Below are 15843 nucleotides of genomic sequence, written 5' to 3'. Positions count from 1 at the left end.
CCTGCACATCCCACTTCGAATCCCGGACCAAGGGCGGCCATGACCGACAACCCCCGCACCCGCAACAAGATCTCGGGCGATGTCCGGACAGGAAGCGCGGTCGTGCAGGTGCACAACCTGGTGGGCGATCTGCAGTTCGCGACGAGTCCCGAGCGGCCGGCGGCCGCGGTGCACCCGCGACTCGCCGCAACCACTGTGGAGACGCTCTTCATCAGTGCGACAGCACTCGCCGCCGTGGCTCTGCTGAGCTGGCGCTACTTCTTGAGCGACAGCCAGCGCAGGGCCAGCAGGTAGCCCTCGACGCCCAGCCCGACGATCACGCCGCTCGCGACCGCCGAGATGACGCTGTGGTGCCGGAACTCCTCGCGCTGGTGGATGTTCGAGATGTGCACCTCGACCAGTGGCGCGGTCAGCTGCGAGCACGCGTCGCGCACCGCGATCGAGTAGTGCGTCCAGGCGGCGCCGTTGAGGACGACCGGGATCGACGCGTCGGCGGCCTCGTGCAGCCACTTGACCATCTCGCCCTCGTAGGCGGTCTGGCGGACCTCGACGTCGAAGCCGAGTTCTTTGCCCTCGGCGACGCACATCTCGACGAGGTCGGCGTGCGTGGTGCTGCCGTAGATGAGCGGCTCGCGGCTGCCGAGGCGGTCGAGGTTCGGGCCGTTCAGGACGAGGACCTTCACAGCAGCACCTTTCCCGAGCCGGTGGTCGGCTCGGCGGCGACGGCCGAGTACGCGGCGGCGATCAGGGCCGGGTCCGGGCCTTCGAGGCGGCCGGGCTTGGCGAGGCCGTCGAGGACGACGAAGCGGAGCACGCCCGCCTTGTTCTTCTTGTCGACCTTCATGCCCTCCATGAGCTGCGGGAGGGCGTCCGGGTCGTACGTCGTCGGCAGGCCGAGCAGCTGCAGGACGCGCTTGTGGCGGTCCGCCGTCTCGTCGTCGAGGCGGCCGGCGAGGCGGGCCAGCTCGGCGGCGAAGACCAGGCCCACGCTGATCGCGGCGCCGTGGCGCCAGCGGTAGCGCTCGCGGCGTTCGATGGCGTGGCCGAGGGTGTGGCCGTAGTTGAGGATCTCGCGCAGCGACGACTCGCGCAGGTCCGAGGTCACGACGTCGGCCTTGATCTGGATCTTGCGGCGGACCAGCTCGGCCAGCACCTCGCCGGTCGGGTCGAGGGCCAGGGCCGGGTCGGCCTCGATGAGGTCGAGGATGACCGGGTCGGCGATGAAGCCGCCCTTCACGATCTCGGCCATGCCGGCGATGAGTTCGTTGCGCGGCAACGTTTCCAGCGTCGCGAGGTCGACGAAGATCGCGTCCGGCTCGTAGAACGTGCCGACGAGGTTCTTGCCCGCGTCGGTGTTGATGCCGGTCTTGCCGCCGACCGCCGCGTCGACCATGCCGAGCAGCGTCGTCGGGATGTTGACCAGCCGCACGCCGCGCATCCACGTGGACGCGACGAAGCCCGCGAGGTCCGTCACCGCGCCGCCGCCGAGGCCGACGACGACGTCCGAGCGCGACAGGCCGATCTTGCCGAGCACGTCCCAGCAGAAGCCGGCGACGGCGAGGTCCTTGCCGTCCTCGGCGTCCGGGACCTCGACGCGGTGCGCGTCGGCGCCCACGGCCTTGAGCTCGTCGACCAGCACCTTGGCCGTCTCGGCCAGGGTCGGCTGGTGCACGATCGCGATCTTGGCGGTGCCGCCGAGGAACTCGACGATGTCGCCGAGCAGGCCGCGGCCCACCACCACGTCGTAGGGCTTCTCCGCGGCGACCCGGATGCGCACGGGCTCGGTCATGCTTCAGCTCCCCCGATCACCGCGTCGGTGACCTGCTCCGGGTCCAGCGAATCCGTCAGGACCTCGATCGTCGCGACCTCGCGGTACAGCGGCAGGCGCGCGTCGAGCAGCGCCTTGAACGTGGCGCGCGGGTTCACGCCGGACAGCAGCGGCCGCGAGGACGACAGCCCGGTGCGGCGCACGCCCTCCGCCATGCCCACGTTCAGGAAGACGACGGTGTGCTCGCGCAGGCGCTCGCGGGTCGTCGCGGATAGGATCGCTCCCCCGCCCAGTGCCAGCACGCCCTCGTGCTCGACGAGCGCCTTGGCGACCGCTTCTTCTTCGATGGCGCGGAAAGCGGGCTCACCGTCGTCGGTGAAGATGTCCGAGATGGGCTTGCCGGCGAGCTCGACGATGTCCGCGTCGACGTCGCGGAACGGCACACCGAGCCGGCTGGCCAGCAGTTCGCTGACGGTGGTCTTCCCGGCACCGGGAGGACCGACCACCACGTACCGCGGGCTCACATGCCCTCCCAGCGGGCTTCCAGCGCCTTGAGGTACGCGTGGGCGTTGCGGCGCGTCTCGTCGAGCGAGTCGCCGCCGAACTTCTCCAGCGCGGCCTCGGCCAGCACCAGCGCCACCACGGACTCCAGCACCACACCGGCGCGCGGCACGGCGCAGACGTCCGAACGCTGGTGGATCGCGACCGCGGGCTCACCGGTGCGGACGTCGATGGTGGACAGCGCGCGCGGCACGGTCGAGATGGGCTTCATCGCCACGCGCACGCGCAGGATCTCGCCGTTGGTGATGCCACCTTCGAGACCACCGGCGCGGTTCGAGCGGCGCGTCACGCCGACCGGGCCGCTGCCGCGGTCGATCTCGTCGTGCGCCTGCGAACCCCAGCGCTTCGCCGAGGTGAAGCCGTCGCCGACCTCCACGCCCTTCATCGCCTGCACACCCATGAGGGCGGCGGCCAGGCGCGCGTCGAGGCGGCGGTCCCAGTGCACGTGCGAACCCAGGCCCGGCGGCAACCCGTACGCGAGCACCTCGATGACGCCGCCGACCGTGTCACCGGCCTCCTTGACGGCCTCGACCTCGGCGACCATCGCGTCGGTGCCGCGCTGGTCGAAGCACCGCACGGGCGACTCGTCGATCGCGGTCAGGTCGTCGGGCGTGGGCAGCGCGGCGTCCTCGGGCGTCTCGGCCTGGCCGATGGACACCACGTGGCTCAGGATCCGCACGCCGAGCAGCTGCTGCAGGAACTGCCGGGCGACCGTGCCCAGCGCGGTGCGGGCCGCGGTCTCGCGGGCGGAGGCGCGCTCCAGCACCGGACGGGCCTCGTCGAAGCCGAACTTCTGCATGCCCGGCAGGTCGGCGTGGCCGGGACGCGGCCGGGTGAGGGCCTCGTTGCGGCCGGTCGGCTTGAGCAGGCTCGGGTCGACCGGGTCCGGCGACATGACCGTCTGCCACTTGGGCCACTCGGAGTTGCCGATCGTGACCGCGACCGGACCGCCCTGGGTCTTGCCGTGGCGGACGCCGCCGAGGATCTCGACCTCGTCCTGCTCGAAGCCCATGCGCGGCGAGCGACCGAACCCGAGCCTGCGGCGCCCGAGCTGGGCGACTAGGTCCTCGGTGGTCACCTCCACCCCGGCGGGCATGCCCTCCAGGACGGCGACGAGGGCGGGGCCGTGTGACTCTCCAGCGGTGATCCAGCGCAGCACGGTCACAATCCTTTCACAGCGTCGTCAACGCCCAGGTGGCGGCCAGCAGGCCAGGTCCGTGCGGCACCGCGCGCCTGCGCCGGAGCGCGGCGACGGCCAGGGTGACCGCGCTGGACAGGATCGCGGCCGGCAGGAGTCCTGGCAACGGCAGAACCGCGCCGAGTCCGAAAGCGAGCTTGACGTCGCCGCCGCCCATCAGCGCGGGCCGCAGCCGCCGGACGGCGAGATGCGCGCCACCGAAGACGAGTGCCGACAGCGCCGCGGCTCCCAGGCCGCGGAACTGCAGGAGCAGCAGCGCCGCGCCCAACGGGAGGGTCAGCGCGTCCGGCAACCGGTGGTGTCGCAGGTCGATCATCGAGAGCACGATGCCGAACCAGGCCAGCAGGTACGACGAGGGTGGAGCGTCCAGGACGGCGGCGACCGTCCACAACGAACCCAGAGCGAACGCGAGCAGGACCGTGGTCATGACACCACGGTCCTGCTCGGGACGACCGGGTACAAGTTCCGGGCCGTCGTGAACGGTCCGTTCACGACAGCGCCTTCAGGCTGCCCCGGTCAGGGCTGGGAGAACACCCGGGAAGCGGTTCAGCGGGACCAGTCGAACAGGGCGTCGCCCGCCACCACGTCCGCGTCGAGAGCCAGGTCGGCGAGGACCTCCGCGGACGCGTCCAGCGCGACCACCGGGCAGATCGGCGCGAACCCGGCCGCCTCGACCTCGGCCGGGTCCCACGTCACGATCTTCTGACCGGCCTGGACCTGCTCGCCCTTGACGACGTGGAGCTCGAAGCCCTCGCCCTTGCGCTTCACGGTGTCGATGCCGAGGTGGACGAGGACGGCCGCCCCGTCACCGTTGGCGACCACGAACGCGTGCGGGTGCAGCGTGACGACGGTGCCGTCGAGCGGCGACACGACGTCGGCCTTCGACCGGACGGGCTCGACGGCCACGCCGGGGCCGACCATCGCCTCGGCGAAGACCTGGTCCGGGACCGCGGAGAGCGCGACCACCCGGCCGGCCACCGGGCTGCCCACGCGGAGGCTCACAGCAGGTCCTCGATGTCCGACGCGATGGTGTCCGCCTCAGGTCCGACGACGACCTGGACGACGTTGCCGGAACGCATGACTCCGTGCGCTCCCAACGCCTTCAGGGCCTTCTCGTCCACGACGGAACCGTCTTCGAGCTCGCACCGCAGGCGGGTGATGCAGGGCTCGATCTCGATGATGTTGTCGCGCCCGCCCAGCGCCTCGAGGATCTTCTGAGCCTTCTCGTCAGCCACGTTCGTACCTCTCGTTCCCGTAACAGCGGTTGACACCCGCTCGGTGCGCGGAGCATTCTCCCGCACCAACTGGTCTAGACCGGAAAGTACCACTAGCGAGGAGGTGAGCGAGTGAACGAGATCGTGGACGGCCCCAAGCCGAAGCACGCGCAGCTGCGCGAGATCCTGCGGCGGCTGGCAGAGCAGGAGCTCGCTCCCGGCTCGCCGATCCCGTCCGAGCGCGATCTCGCCGAGCGGTACGGGGTCTCCCGCATCACCGTGCGGGCCGCGGTCGGCCAGCTGGTCGCCGACGGCCTGCTCACGCGGGCCAAGGGACGTGGGACGTTCACCGCCAAGCGGCGCTACGACCTGCAGCTCTTCCTCGCCTCGTTCACCTCGGACATGAAGGCGCGCGGGGTCGAACCCAGCACCGAGGTGATCAGCTGCGGCCAGGCGGCACCCGGCTCGAAGGCCTCGCTGGGCCTCGAGTCCGACGAGTACGCGTACCGCGTCGTGCGGCTGCGCAAGGCCGACGGGGCACCGTTGGCGCTCGAAGCCGGCTGGTACAGCCCGCACATGCTTCCCGAGCTCGACCGCTGCGACCTGACCGGATCGATCTACGAGATCATCGCGACCCGGTACGGAATTCAGCTCGACCACGCGCGGCAGACCGTGTGGGCCGAGACCGCCGACGCGGAGACCGCGAAGGCGCTCGACGTCCGCAAGGGCAGCCCGCTTCTCGTGTTCAGGAGGGTCGCCAGCTCCGACGGGCGGCCCTGCGAAGACGTGACCTCCTGGTACCGGGGCGATCTCTACCAGGTGACCATGCAACTGGACCGGACCGTCCCGGGTACCGGACCCAACTCCGCCAAGGGAGGAACCCGATGAGCACGGACGCCGCAACCGGTGGTCGTGAGATCAAGGGCCTCGCCACGTTGCAACGCTTCGGTCGCAGCCTCATGCTGCCGATCGCCGTGCTGCCCGCGGCAGGCCTGCTGCTCCGCTTCGGTCAACCCGACATGCTGGGCAAGGACGGCCTGGGCTGGAACGCCGTCGCCTCCGTGATCGGTGCGGCGGGCGACGCGCTGTTCAGCAACCTCGCGCTGCTGTTCGCCGTCGGCATCGCCGTCGGTTTCGCACGGCGCGGTGACGGCTCCACGGCGCTCGCCGGCGTCGTCGGCTACGTCGTGCTGACGAGCGTCTTCAAGGCGATGTCGCCGCTGGTCCTCGACCAGCCGACCGACCCGGCCGCCAAGCCCGAGGTGATCAACTACGGTGTCCTCGGCGGTATCGTCGTCGGCCTGTTGACCGCCCTGCTGTGGCAGAAGTACCACCGCATCAAGCTGCCTCCGTACCTCGCGTTCTTCGGTGGCCGCCGGTTCGTCCCGATCATCGTCGCCGGTGTCATGACGATCGTCGGCGTCCTGCTCGGCCTGGTCTACCCGTGGTTCGACGCGGGCCTGACCGCCATCGGCGAGTGGGTCACGGGCAGCACGATCATCGGTGCCTTCATCTACGGTGTCGTGAACCGCCTGCTGATCCCGCTGGGCCTGCACCACATCGTCAACAACGTCGTGTGGTTCCAGTTCGGCGAGTACAACGAGAAGACCGGCGACATCCCGCGCTTCCTGGCGGGCGACCCGACGGCCGGCACGTTCCAGACCGGCTTCTTCCCGATCCTCATGTTCGCCCTCCCGGCAGCCGCGCTCGCGATCGTGCACACCGCACGTCCCAGCCAGCGCAAGCTCATCGGCGGCATCATGGGCTCCGCCGCTCTCACCGCGTTCATCACCGGTGTGACGGAGCCGCTGGAGTTCGCGTTCATGTTCGTGGCGTGGCCGCTGTACCTGATCCACGCGTTCCTGACCGGTACGTCGCTCGCGATCTCGAACGCGCTCGACGTCCACTCGGGCTTCTCGTTCTCGGCCGGTGCGATCGACTTCATCCTGAACTGGAACATCTCCCAGAAGCCGTGGATGCTGATCATCCTGGGCCTGATCTACGGTGCGATCTACTACTTCCTGTTCCGCTTCGTCATCAGCAAGTGGAACCTGAAGACGCCGGGCCGCGAGGACGACGAGTCCCCGGAGGCCGACGAGAGCATCGTCGGCAGCAGTGGTGACACGGCGGTGCGCGAGAAGCCGAAGCGCACCACGAACGACCAGCAGTAAGCGAAACCAGCTCTACCGGGAGGAACCATCATGGCCGAGCGACGGGTCACCGTGGCCAGCAAGGTCGGACTGCACGCCCGGCCTGCCGCACTGCTGGCGAAGGCCGCCGCCGACCAGCCGGTGACGGTCAGCATCGCCAAGGACGGCGGCGAAGCCGTTGACGCGGCGAGTGTTCTGGGTCTGATGACCCTGGGCGCCATGCACGGTGACGAGGTGGTGCTCAGCGCCGAGGGGGACGGAGCGGACGCCGCTCTGGACGCCATCGCGGAGCTGATCGCCACCGATCACGACGAGTGATCCCGGTCGTGAGCGGTCTTGATCGCCCCGACGGCCGAGACCGCTCACGACCCACCCGAAGTGCAGCACCACACCCGCGGTCACGACGCCGGCGAGAGCCGGCGGCGTGGCCTGCGGGTAGCTCACGACCAGCCAGACGCCTCCCACGGCCAGCGCGGGCGGCACGACCAGCCCCGCGGTCCACCTGCGCAGCACCAGGAACGCGAGCGTCGAGACCAGCAGCGCCGCGCCGAGCGTGTCGCTGAACCGGTGCCAGCCGAGCGACACCGTCTCCGCCGCGACCGCCCCCGCGCCGAGCGCCCCGGGCACCGCCACGACCAGCGCGAACCGCCTGGGCACCGCCATCGCCACCGCGATCACCGACGCCACCGCGGCCGTCGTGTGTCCACTCGGGAAGCTGTTGTGCACCAGGACCGCGTCGTCGTCGAGCGGCGGCCGCACCAGCACGTGGAGCTTCAGGACCTGCGCTCCCAGCACCGAACCGCCGAGCAGCAGCAACGGCGTGAGCGACTTCTTGCGTGCGAAGAGAACCACGAGGATGGCGGCGGCGATGATCGCTATGTCCATGTTGGACGCCCACGAGCGTTGGAGTGACAGCTCGGGCAACGCGGCGTTCTCCGCCTTCTGCCCGAACGACGTCCACACCAGCGCGAAGTACGTGAAGAGGAATCCCAGCAAGCTTCCGGCCATGGCTTCGACACTCCGCGAGCCGGTCCACGGGAACGTCCACGCCATGTCATGGTTCCGCTACAGATCCGGCGCCGGTGCGGTCTCCCGCAGATAATGGATCTCGTGGCGATGGTGTTGCTGGTCGAGGACGACCCCTCGGTGCGTGAAGGACTCGGGCTGGCGTTGCGCCGTCAGGGACACGACGTCCGAGCAGCGGGAACGGGTGAGGAAGGCGTCGAGAAGCTGCGCGAGTCCCGTCCCGACATCGTGGTCCTCGACATCATGCTGCCGGGCATCGACGGCTTCGAGACGTGCCGGCGGATGCGCGCGCACGCCGAGGTGCCGATCATCATGCTCACCGCGCGCGGCGACGACTTCGACGTGGTGGCGGGCCTGGAGGCGGGCGCGGACGACTACGTGGTCAAGCCCGTGGAACCGCGCGTGCTGGAGGCCCGGATCCGCGCCGTGCTGCGGCGGACCGTCGCCGAGCCGTCGTCGGTCGAACGGCACGGCTCGCTGGTGATCGATCGGGCAGGTTTGCAGGTGCTCAAGAACGACGTGAAGGTCGCGCTGACCCCGACCGAGCTGAAGCTGCTGCTCGAACTGTCCCGCACCCCCGGCCGCGTGCTGACCCGCCAGCAGATCCTCGAGGCCGTCTGGGAGCACGACTACCTCGGCGACTCGCGGCTGGTCGACGCCTGCGTGCAGCGGTTGCGCGCGAAGATCGAGGACGTGCCCTCCGACCCCGGTCTCGTCCACACGGTGCGCGGCTTCGGTTACCGCTTCGGCCCCCGATGAGGTCGCTGGTGCGCGGCCTGCGTCCCAGGCTGATGGCCGCGTTCCTGCTGCTGACGGTGCTCGGCGCGGTGGGAGCCGCGGGTGCCTCCTACGCGACCGCCCGCACGTTGCTGCTGGAGGACGCGCAGGACGGCTTCATGAACCCGCTCGTGCAGGACGTCCGCGACTACGCGCCCCGCCTGACCGTGCCTCCGGCGCAGGAGGACCTGGACGGCTTCGGCTCCTTCCTGCGCGGCTCGGCGGTCGTGGTCTACGAGGGCCTGCGCTCCACCAGCGGCCCCGATCCGTCGTTCGTCCCCGCCGAGATGCGCGAGAGGCTCAAGACGAGCAGGACGACCCTCTGGCAGCGGCGCACGGACCTGACCGACCCGTACGTCGTCGTGGGCATCCCGCTGGTCCGCGCGGACGGCACGCCCACGGGCGTGGAGGTGTGGGCGCTGCTGTACCTGAGGGGCCCGCAGACCGCCATCGACAGCTTCTCGACGGCCGCCTGGGTGGGCGTCAGCCTCGTGCTCCCCCTGGCCCTGGGCGTCGCGCTGTTCACCGCGCGAGGGCTCCTGCGCCCCGTCCGCCGTCTCGGCGCCGCCGCCCGCGCGCTGGGGTCCGGACGGCTGGACACCCGCGTCGACGTGCGCGGCTCCGACGAGCTCGCGGACCTGGCCCGCACGTTCAACCAGGCCGCCGAACAGCTGGAAGCCTCCCAGGCCGCCTCCCGCCGCTTCGTGGCCGACGTGTCGCACGAGCTCCGCACGCCCCTGACGGCGATGAACGCCGTGACCGCCGTGCTGGACGAGGACGCGGACGCGCTGCCGCCCGACACGGCCGTCGCGGCCCGCCTGGTCTCCGCCGAGACCCGCAAGCTGACCCGCCTGGTCAACGACCTGATGGAGATCTCCCGCTTCGACGAGGGCCGCAACCTCCTCGAACTGGACGACTGGGACATCGGCACCGCGGTCCGCGACACCCTGGCCGCCCGCGGCTGGGCCACGTCCGTCGAGGCGTCCCTGCCCGAGGGCGTGGTGGCCAGGGTCGACCGCCGCCGCCTGGACGTCATCGTCGCCAACCTCGTGGGCAACGCGCTGAAGCACGGCGGCGTGCCGGTGCGGGTGTCCGTGCGACCGGGTGTCGTCGAGGTGGCCGACCACGGCCCCGGCATCCCCGAGGACGCCCTCCCCCACATCTTCGACCGCTTCTACAAGGCAGACACGGCCCGCTCCCGTTCCGAGGGCAGCGGACTGGGATTGGCGATCGCATGGGAGAACGCACGCCTCCACGGCGGCACCATCGAAGCGGCCAACGCGCCCTCGGGCGGCGCGGTCTTCACCTTGCGCTTGCCCTCCTGACCCTCACGGCCTGCGGCATCCGCCCGACACCGATCCTCACCGGAGCCGAGGCGCCGACCGTCTCGTCGCACACGCTGACCATCTACCTCGTGACGGCCGCACGCGACGGCCTGGTGCGCCGCACCCGTGACCACACCGGCACCGTCGACATCACGACCGCGATGAACCTGCTGCTGGCCGGCCCGAACGACGAGGAGAAGAAGCTCGGGCTGGTGACCGAGGTGCCCGCGACGTCGTCCAAGGCGATCCCCGTGCTGGACGTGATCGTGATGCCGGAGGACATCGCGCCGCCGACCACGAAGTGGGGAGCCTTGCAGGTGCACTGCACAGCTCTGGCCAGCCGCGCGAAGGTGGCCGGGGTGGCCCCGGTTCCCGACGAGTACTGCCCCTAGGCCGATGAGTGTGGGGCAGGACGCACCGGCGGCCGTGGTGCCGGAACCGGTCGGCCCACGCCCAAGCGGAGCCCCCGGCGGACACACCCGTGCGTCCCGCCCGCCGGCCCTCCCAAGGCGAGGAACACCGGCATGTGGCGACTCCGGCCGAGTGGCACATCGTCCGGAGTCAAACGAGTCGTGTGCAGGCAACCACACGACCGACCCACGCCGGTACCGGACAGACCAAGATCAAGCCGAAAGTTACGACCGCGCGGCGAGTGCCCCGGCCAGCGCGGCACGCATGGCCTCCTGCGGCGCGGGCTTGCCGGTGAACTGCTCGAACTGCCCGAAAGCCTGGTGCAGCAACATGTCCAGCCCGGTGGCCAGGCGGCCCCCGGAGGCCTCGACGGCCTTCGCGACCGGCGTCGGCCACGGGTGGTAGATGACGTCCAGCACGTAGGGCGCCCGCGCCAGCGAGTCCGCCAGCGGCACGGTGGCCTCGGCCGGCACCGTCGACACGACCACGTCCGCGGCACCGGCGAGCACCGCGAGGTCCACAGAGGACAGTTCCAGCACCTCGACGGGGACACCGACCCGTGACGCCGTCTCCAGGGCCTCCGCCGCACGCGCGGGATCGCGCACCACCAGGGAGGCCGAGGAGATCCCGAGCTCGGCGAACCCGGCCAGCGCGGCCGTGGCCGTGCCGCCCGCGCCCAGCACGACGCCGTGCGAGCCGCCGGAGAAACCCTTCTCCCGCAACGCTCCCACGACACCGTCCACATCGGTGCAGTCGGCGTGCCACTCGGAACCGTGGCGCACCAACGTGTTCGCCGCTCCGACGGCCGCCGCCCGCGGGGTCACGACCGACGCGAACGCCAGCGCGGCGCGTTTGGTCGGCATCGTGCACGACAGGCCCGCCCACTCCGGCCCCAGCGACGAGACCAGAGCGGGCACGTGGGCCTCGGAGCACTCCAGGCGGGTGTACTCCCAGTCGAGACCCAGCTCCGCGTACCCGGCGTTGTGCAGCACGGGGGACAACGAGTGCTCGATCGGCGAACCGATCACAGCGGCCTTGCGCACCACTAGTAGACGCCGTCCTTCTGAGCCTTCTGGTCGTTCGCGTTGTGCTCCTCGAACGTGTTCGCGAAGCACGACGTGCCGTCCTTCTGGCACTTCACGAAGTACAGGATGTCGCCGCCCTCCGGCTTGATCGCCGCGGCGATCGCCTGCTGCGACGGTGAGCCGATCGGGGTCGGCGTCAGACCGGGGTTGATGTAGGTGTTGTACGGCTGCTGCGCGTTGCGGTCCGCGTCGGACGTGCGGATGTGGGGCTGGTTGTTCTTGTAGTTGATGGTCGAGTCGAACTGCAGGGGCATCGGCTTCGCGATCCGGTTGTAGATGACCTGCGAGACCTTGCCGAAGTCCTTCTCGATGGCTTCCTTCTCGATCAACGAGGCGATGACGAGGACCTCGTAGGGGCGGAAGCCGGTGTTCATGGTGCCGCCCGGGATGCCCGCGCCCTGCATCTTCTGGGCCGAGGACACGATGACGCTGCGGATCAGCTCGACCGCGGTGACACCGGGCTTGACCTGGTAGACGCCGCGCATGATCAGGCCTTCGAGGCGGAACTGGGGATCGGCGCGCTTCACATCGGCCAGCGCCCAGTCCGGCACACCGAGGGCGACCGGGTCGGTCTGCTCGGCGGCGGCCTTGATCTCGTCGGCGGTCAGGCAGACCTTCGCGCCGTCCTTCTCCGTGCAGCTCGCGGCGGCGAGCTTGGAGTAGATGCCCGGGACGGCCTTGCCGTCGGCCTGGATGTCGGTGAGCTTCAGGCCACCGACGATCTGGACGGCCGGGACCCTGGTCTTCGGGTCGATCATGCGGGCCACCGCGTTCTGGCCCGACATCTTCGTCTTCATCAGGTAGAAGCCGGGCTGGATCGACGTCACGCGGGTGTCGGTCTTGCTGGCCTCGACGAAGGCGCGCGCGGAGGCGACGACACCGTTGTCGTACAGGGTCGACGCGATCTTGCTGACCGGGTCGCCGTCCTGGACCTCGACGATGGCGTCGACCTCGCCGCCGCCCGCGAAGTCCTCGAACGAGCCGATGTCGCGCAGCTCGCGGTAGCCGTAGTAGGCACCGCCCATGCCCACGGTGAGGATCAGCGCGACGACGAGCCACAAGGCCGTCTTCTTGCGCTTCTTCGCCTTGGCGCGGGCGTTGTCACGCTCGCGGTCGCGCTTCCTGACCGGCTTGCGCTCGTCTGCTTCGGGGTCTGTGAACAACCCGAGATCGTCGCCGCTCACGCCTCGTCCTTTCGGGCGGGCACCGACCGTGCCCGTGCGTCCAGCCAAGATTGCAGGATCTCGACAGCAGCAGCCTGGTCGACCACGGCCCGCTGCTTCTTGCCCTTCACACCGCGCTGTGCCAGCACCCGGCTCACCACGACCGTCGTCAGGCGTTCGTCGCTGAGCCGCACCGGTACCGGGGCGATGCGTCCGGCCAAGGCCGCAGCGTACGCGGTCGCTGCCTCCGCCGCGGGGCCGTGCCTGCCGGCCAGTGTCTTCGGCAGGCCGACCACGACTTCTACGACGTCATGCTCGGCCACGAGACGTACGAGTTCCGTGAGGTCCGAGCCGTTCTTCTGGTCGCGTTGCAGGGTGACCAGCGGCGTCGCCAGGAACGGTGCCGGATCGCTGAGGGAGACCCCCACGCGAACCGATCCGACGTCGACGCCGAGCCTCCGTCCGAGGCCCGGATCGTCGACACCAGGAACATCAGCGCTGTTCAAGCACCTTGTCCAGTTCGTTGGTCAGGGCCGTGATGGCGTCGGTGACGCCGGCCGGGTTCGTGCCGCCGCCCTGGGCGAGGTCCGGCTTGCCGCCACCTCGGGCGGCGATGGCCGGGCCGAACACCGGGACGAGCTTGCCGGCGGCCAGCCCCAGGTCGCGAGCGGCGGCCGTGGTGGCCACCACGAAGCTGACCTTGTCGCCGTCGACCGAGAACAGGGCCACCACACCGGGCTTGCTGCCCAGGCGGTTGCGGACCTCGCCACCGAGGGTGCGCAGGTCGTTGCCCGGCACGCCCTCCAGGCCCAGGGCCACGAGCGACAGTCCGCGGATGTCGAGGGCCTTGTCGGCGAGGGCGCCGGCGTTGCCCAGCAGCTCGGCGGCGCGGACCTTCTCCAGCTCCTTCTCGGCGGACTTCAGGCGCTCGACCAGCGACTCGATCCGCTCGGGCAGGCCCTCGGAGGTGACCTTGAGCATGTCGGAGAGGTTCTGCACGATGGCGCGTTCCTTGGCCAGGAACCGCATGGCCTCGATGCCGACGTAGGCCTCCAGGCGGCGCACGCCGGAACCGACCGAGGACTCACCCAGCAGGGTGATCGGGCCGATCTGCGACGAGTGCTCGACGTGGGTGCCACCGCACAGCTCGCGCGACCACTCGCCACCGATCTCGACGACGCGCACAGTTTCGTCGTACGTCTCGCCGAACAGGGCGACGGCACCCATGTCCTGGGCACCGGCCATGTCGGTGTAGACGACGCTGACCGGCAGGTCCTTGCGCACGGCGAGGTTCGAGACCTCCTCGATCTCGCTGCGGGCCTCGGCCGACAGTCCACCGGTCCAGGCGAAGTCGAGACGCAGGTAGCCGGGCTTGTTGTACGAACCGCTCTGCAGGGCCGACGGGCCGAGCACGTGCCGCAGGGCGGCGTGCACGACGTGCGTGCCCGAGTGGCCCTGGCGGGCACCGACGCGCCACTCCGGGTCGACGCGGGCCTCGACGTGCTCGCCTTCGCTGACCTCGCCGGACCGGACGCGCACCTGGTGCACCCACAGCTTGCGGGCGACCTTCTGCACGTCGAGCACCTCGAGCTCGGCGTTGGCCGTGACGATGGTGCCGGCGTCGGACTCCTGGCCACCGGACTCGGCGTAGAGCGGCGTGCGGTCGAGGACGACCTCGACGATGTCGCCCTCGCGAGCCGACTTCACCCGAGCGCCGTTCAGCACGATGCCGCGCAGCGTGGCCTCGGAGGCGAGCTCGGTGTAACCGGTGAACTCGGTCGGGCCCTGTTCCAGCAGCTCGCGGTACACCGACTGGTCGCCGTGGCCGGTCTTCTTGCCGGCGGCGTCGGCCTTGGCGCGGGCGCGCTGCTCGGCCATCAGCTTGCGGAACCCGTCCTCGTCCACGGACAGGCCGGCCTCGGAGGCCATCTCCAGCGTGAGGTCGATCGGGAAGCCGTACGTGTCGTGCAGCTGGAAGGCCTTGTCACCGGGCAGCGTGGCGCGGCCGTCGGCCTTCACCTCGGCGGCGGCGCCCTCGAAGATCCGGGAACCGGCGTCGAGGGTGCGCAGGAACGTGTCCTCCTCGGCCTTGAGCACCTGCTGGATGCGGGCGAAGCCGCTGACCAGCTCGGGGTAGGCCTCGCCCATCGAGTCGCGGACGACTTCGGCGAACTGCTGCAGCACCGGCTCGTTCACGCCCAGCAGGCGGCTGCTGCGCACGATGCGGCGCAGCAGGCGGCGCAGCACGTAGCCGCGGGCCTCGTTGCCGGGCGTGACGCCGTCGCCGACCAGGAGCACGCCGCTGCGGGCGTGGTCGGCGATGACGCGGAAGCGGACGTCGTCGACCTCGCTGGTGCCGTACTTGCGGCCGGAGAGCTCCTCGGCCTTGTTGATGACGGCGCGGACCAGGTCGGTCTCGTAGACGTTGTCGACACCCTGCAGCAGGTAGGCGACGCGCTCGACGCCCATGCCGGTGTCGATGTTCTTCGACGGCAGCTCACCGAGCACCGGGTAGTCCTTCTTGGCACCACCCTCGCCGCGGATGTTCTGCATGAAGACGAGGTTCCAGATCTCCAGGTACCTGTCCTCGTCGACTACCGGGCCGCCCTCCTTGCCGTACTCCGGGCCGCGGTCGTAGTAGATCTCCGAGCACGGGCCGCACGGGCCGGGGACGCCCATCGACCAGAAGTTGTCCTCGACGCCGCGGCGCTGGATGCGCTCCAGCGGCATGCCGGCGACCTTCTGCCACAGCTCGATGGCCTCGTCGTCGGTCTCGTAGACGGTCACCCAGATGCGCTCGGGGTCGAAGCCGTAGCCGCCCTCGTCCTGGGACTTGGTGATCAGCTCCCAGGCCAGCCGGATGGCGTCTTCCTTGAAGTAGTCGCCGAGCGAGAAGTTGCCGGCCATCTGGAAGAACGTGAGGTGGCGCGTGGTCTTGCCGACCTCGTCGATGTCGGGCGTGCGCACGCACTTCTGGATGCTCGTCATCCGCGGGGCGGGCGGCGGGGCCTCACCGAGGAAGTACGGCTTGAAGGGCACCATGCCGGCGTTGACGAACAGCAGGTTCGGGTCGTCGAGCAGGAGCGAGGCGCTGGGGATGTACTTGTGCCCGGCGTTCTCGAAGTGCTCGCGGAAGCGCTTGATGATCTCGTGGGTCTGCACGGG

At 70.3% G+C, this 15843-nt stretch carries 18 protein-coding genes and 1 pseudogene; 7 read left to right on the top strand and 12 right to left on the bottom strand.

The genetic code is table 11. The features are described from left to right. Positions 1 to 39: 39 nt before the first annotated feature. Positions 40 to 294, top strand: coding sequence for a hypothetical protein (locus ORI60_RS04800; RefSeq protein WP_266034686.1), 255 nt, complete (start codon positions 40 to 42; stop codon positions 292 to 294). Here the strand turns inward: ORI60_RS04800 and aroQ are convergent. The 7 genes from aroQ to ORI60_RS04765 all read right to left on the bottom strand — a co-directional run bounded on the left by aroQ (position 255) and on the right by ORI60_RS04765 (position 4762). Beyond that, entirely contained in the window at positions 255 to 683 is a 429-nt protein-coding gene (gene aroQ / locus ORI60_RS04795; protein WP_266034683.1) for a type II 3-dehydroquinate dehydratase, read from the bottom strand. The two genes, ORI60_RS04800 and aroQ, sit on opposite strands and share 40 nt — an antisense overlap. Then, positions 680 to 1789 carry a 3-dehydroquinate synthase gene (gene aroB, locus ORI60_RS04790; RefSeq protein ID WP_266034681.1) on the bottom strand — a complete coding sequence of 370 codons (1110 nt, stop codon included), beginning with the start codon at positions 1787 to 1789 and terminating at the stop codon, positions 680 to 682. The genes aroQ and aroB overlap by 4 nt, the downstream gene beginning before the upstream one ends. Beyond that, a complete protein-coding gene (locus ORI60_RS04785) occupies positions 1786 to 2292 on the bottom strand; it encodes a shikimate kinase (protein WP_266034679.1) in 507 nt (168 codons plus the stop codon). The genes aroB and ORI60_RS04785 overlap by 4 nt, the downstream gene beginning before the upstream one ends. Further along, a complete protein-coding gene (gene aroC / locus ORI60_RS04780) occupies positions 2289 to 3488 on the bottom strand; it encodes a chorismate synthase (RefSeq protein WP_266034677.1) in 1200 nt (399 codons plus the stop codon). Before aroC ends, ORI60_RS04785 begins: the two co-directional genes overlap by 4 nt. A gap of 13 nt (positions 3489 to 3501) precedes the next feature. Then, positions 3502 to 3954, bottom strand: a complete 453-nt coding sequence (locus tag ORI60_RS04775; protein ID WP_266034674.1) for an A24 family peptidase — start codon at positions 3952 to 3954, stop codon at positions 3502 to 3504. 119 nt (positions 3955 to 4073) lie between these two features. Then, a complete protein-coding gene (locus ORI60_RS04770; protein ID WP_266034672.1) occupies positions 4074 to 4529 on the bottom strand; it encodes a PTS sugar transporter subunit IIA in 456 nt (151 codons plus the stop codon). Next, positions 4526 to 4762, bottom strand: coding sequence for a glucose PTS transporter subunit EIIB (locus ORI60_RS04765; protein ID WP_090005969.1), 237 nt, complete (start codon positions 4760 to 4762; stop codon positions 4526 to 4528). The genes ORI60_RS04770 and ORI60_RS04765 overlap by 4 nt, the downstream gene beginning before the upstream one ends. A 111-nt stretch (positions 4763 to 4873) precedes the next feature. On the opposite strand from ORI60_RS04765, the gene ORI60_RS04760 reads away from it, so the two are divergent. From ORI60_RS04760 to ORI60_RS04750, 3 genes are read left to right on the top strand one after another with little or no spacing between them, the layout of a single operon-like run. Then, a complete protein-coding gene (locus ORI60_RS04760) occupies positions 4874 to 5629 on the top strand; it encodes a GntR family transcriptional regulator (protein WP_266034668.1) in 756 nt (251 codons plus the stop codon). After that, positions 5626 to 6912, top strand: a complete 1287-nt coding sequence (locus ORI60_RS04755; protein ID WP_266034665.1) for a PTS transporter subunit EIIC — start codon at positions 5626 to 5628, stop codon at positions 6910 to 6912. The genes ORI60_RS04760 and ORI60_RS04755 overlap by 4 nt, the downstream gene beginning before the upstream one ends. Before the next feature lie 30 nt (positions 6913 to 6942). Next, the gene (locus ORI60_RS04750; RefSeq protein WP_170176508.1) at positions 6943 to 7209 is read left to right on the top strand and encodes an HPr family phosphocarrier protein; all 267 of its coding nucleotides are present in this window, start codon (positions 6943 to 6945) and stop codon (positions 7207 to 7209) included. Positions 7210 to 7407: 198 nt separating this feature from the next. On the opposite strand, the pseudogene ORI60_RS04745 reads toward ORI60_RS04750, so the two are convergent. Then, a pseudogene (locus tag ORI60_RS04745) lies at positions 7408 to 7776 on the bottom strand (phosphatase PAP2 family protein); the annotation flags it as partial. A 225-nt stretch (positions 7777 to 8001) separates the two neighbouring features. Between ORI60_RS04745 and ORI60_RS04740 the strand changes: the two are divergent. The 3 genes from ORI60_RS04740 to ORI60_RS04730 all read left to right on the top strand — a co-directional run bounded on the left by ORI60_RS04740 (position 8002) and on the right by ORI60_RS04730 (position 10411). After that, the gene (locus tag ORI60_RS04740; RefSeq protein ID WP_266034662.1) at positions 8002 to 8676 is read left to right on the top strand and encodes a response regulator transcription factor; all 675 of its coding nucleotides are present in this window, start codon (positions 8002 to 8004) and stop codon (positions 8674 to 8676) included. After that, positions 8673 to 10019 carry an ATP-binding protein gene (locus ORI60_RS04735; RefSeq protein ID WP_266034659.1) on the top strand — a complete coding sequence of 449 codons (1347 nt, stop codon included), beginning with the start codon at positions 8673 to 8675 and terminating at the stop codon, positions 10017 to 10019. The genes ORI60_RS04740 and ORI60_RS04735 overlap by 4 nt, the downstream gene beginning before the upstream one ends. A gap of 89 nt (positions 10020 to 10108) precedes the next feature. Further along, on the top strand, positions 10109 to 10411 hold the full coding sequence (locus ORI60_RS04730; protein WP_266034657.1) for a hypothetical protein: 303 nt from the start codon (positions 10109 to 10111) through the stop codon (positions 10409 to 10411). A 243-nt stretch (positions 10412 to 10654) separates the two neighbouring features. Here ORI60_RS04730 and ORI60_RS04725 read toward each other — a convergent pair whose 3' ends face one another. The 4 genes from ORI60_RS04725 to alaS are packed head-to-tail and all read right to left on the bottom strand — an operon-like array spanning position 10655 to position 15840. After that, positions 10655 to 11473 carry a shikimate dehydrogenase gene (locus ORI60_RS04725; RefSeq protein ID WP_266034655.1) on the bottom strand — a complete coding sequence of 273 codons (819 nt, stop codon included), beginning with the start codon at positions 11471 to 11473 and terminating at the stop codon, positions 10655 to 10657. Positions 11474 to 11475: 2 nt separating this feature from the next. Further along, positions 11476 to 12699 carry an endolytic transglycosylase MltG gene (mltG, locus tag ORI60_RS04720; protein WP_266034653.1) on the bottom strand — a complete coding sequence of 408 codons (1224 nt, stop codon included), beginning with the start codon at positions 12697 to 12699 and terminating at the stop codon, positions 11476 to 11478. Continuing rightward, positions 12696 to 13184: a Holliday junction resolvase RuvX gene (gene ruvX / locus ORI60_RS04715; RefSeq protein WP_266034651.1), complete on the bottom strand. Its 489-nt coding sequence runs from the start codon at positions 13182 to 13184 to the stop codon at positions 12696 to 12698. Before ruvX ends, mltG begins: the two co-directional genes overlap by 4 nt. Next, positions 13171 to 15840: an alanine--tRNA ligase gene (gene alaS / locus ORI60_RS04710; RefSeq protein WP_266034647.1), complete on the bottom strand. Its 2670-nt coding sequence runs from the start codon at positions 15838 to 15840 to the stop codon at positions 13171 to 13173. Before alaS ends, ruvX begins: the two co-directional genes overlap by 14 nt. Positions 15841 to 15843 lie beyond the last annotated feature (3 nt).

The sequence above is a fragment of the Lentzea sp. NEAU-D7 genome (genome assembly GCF_026242055.1).
Classification (GTDB): Bacteria; Actinomycetota; Actinomycetes; order Mycobacteriales; family Pseudonocardiaceae; genus Lentzea.
Note: the sequence above shows the minus strand (reverse complement) of the source record. Positions and strands in the feature narration are given on the sequence as shown.

Excerpts from the sequence above, each read along its gene's own strand:
- ORI60_RS04800 (WP_266034686.1), top strand. The coding sequence starts at position 40 with ATGACCGACAACCCCCGCACCCGCAACAAGATCTCGGGCGATGTCCGG.
- aroB (WP_266034681.1), bottom strand. The coding sequence starts at position 1,789 with ATGACCGAGCCCGTGCGCATCCGGGTCGCCGCGGAGAAGCCCTACGAC.
- ORI60_RS04775 (WP_266034674.1), bottom strand. The coding sequence starts at position 3,954 with ATGACCACGGTCCTGCTCGCGTTCGCTCTGGGTTCGTTGTGGACGGTC.
- ORI60_RS04755 (WP_266034665.1), top strand. The coding sequence starts at position 5,626 with ATGAGCACGGACGCCGCAACCGGTGGTCGTGAGATCAAGGGCCTCGCC.
- ORI60_RS04750 (WP_170176508.1), top strand. The coding sequence starts at position 6,943 with ATGGCCGAGCGACGGGTCACCGTGGCCAGCAAGGTCGGACTGCACGCC.
- ORI60_RS04735 (WP_266034659.1), top strand. The coding sequence starts at position 8,673 with ATGAGGTCGCTGGTGCGCGGCCTGCGTCCCAGGCTGATGGCCGCGTTC.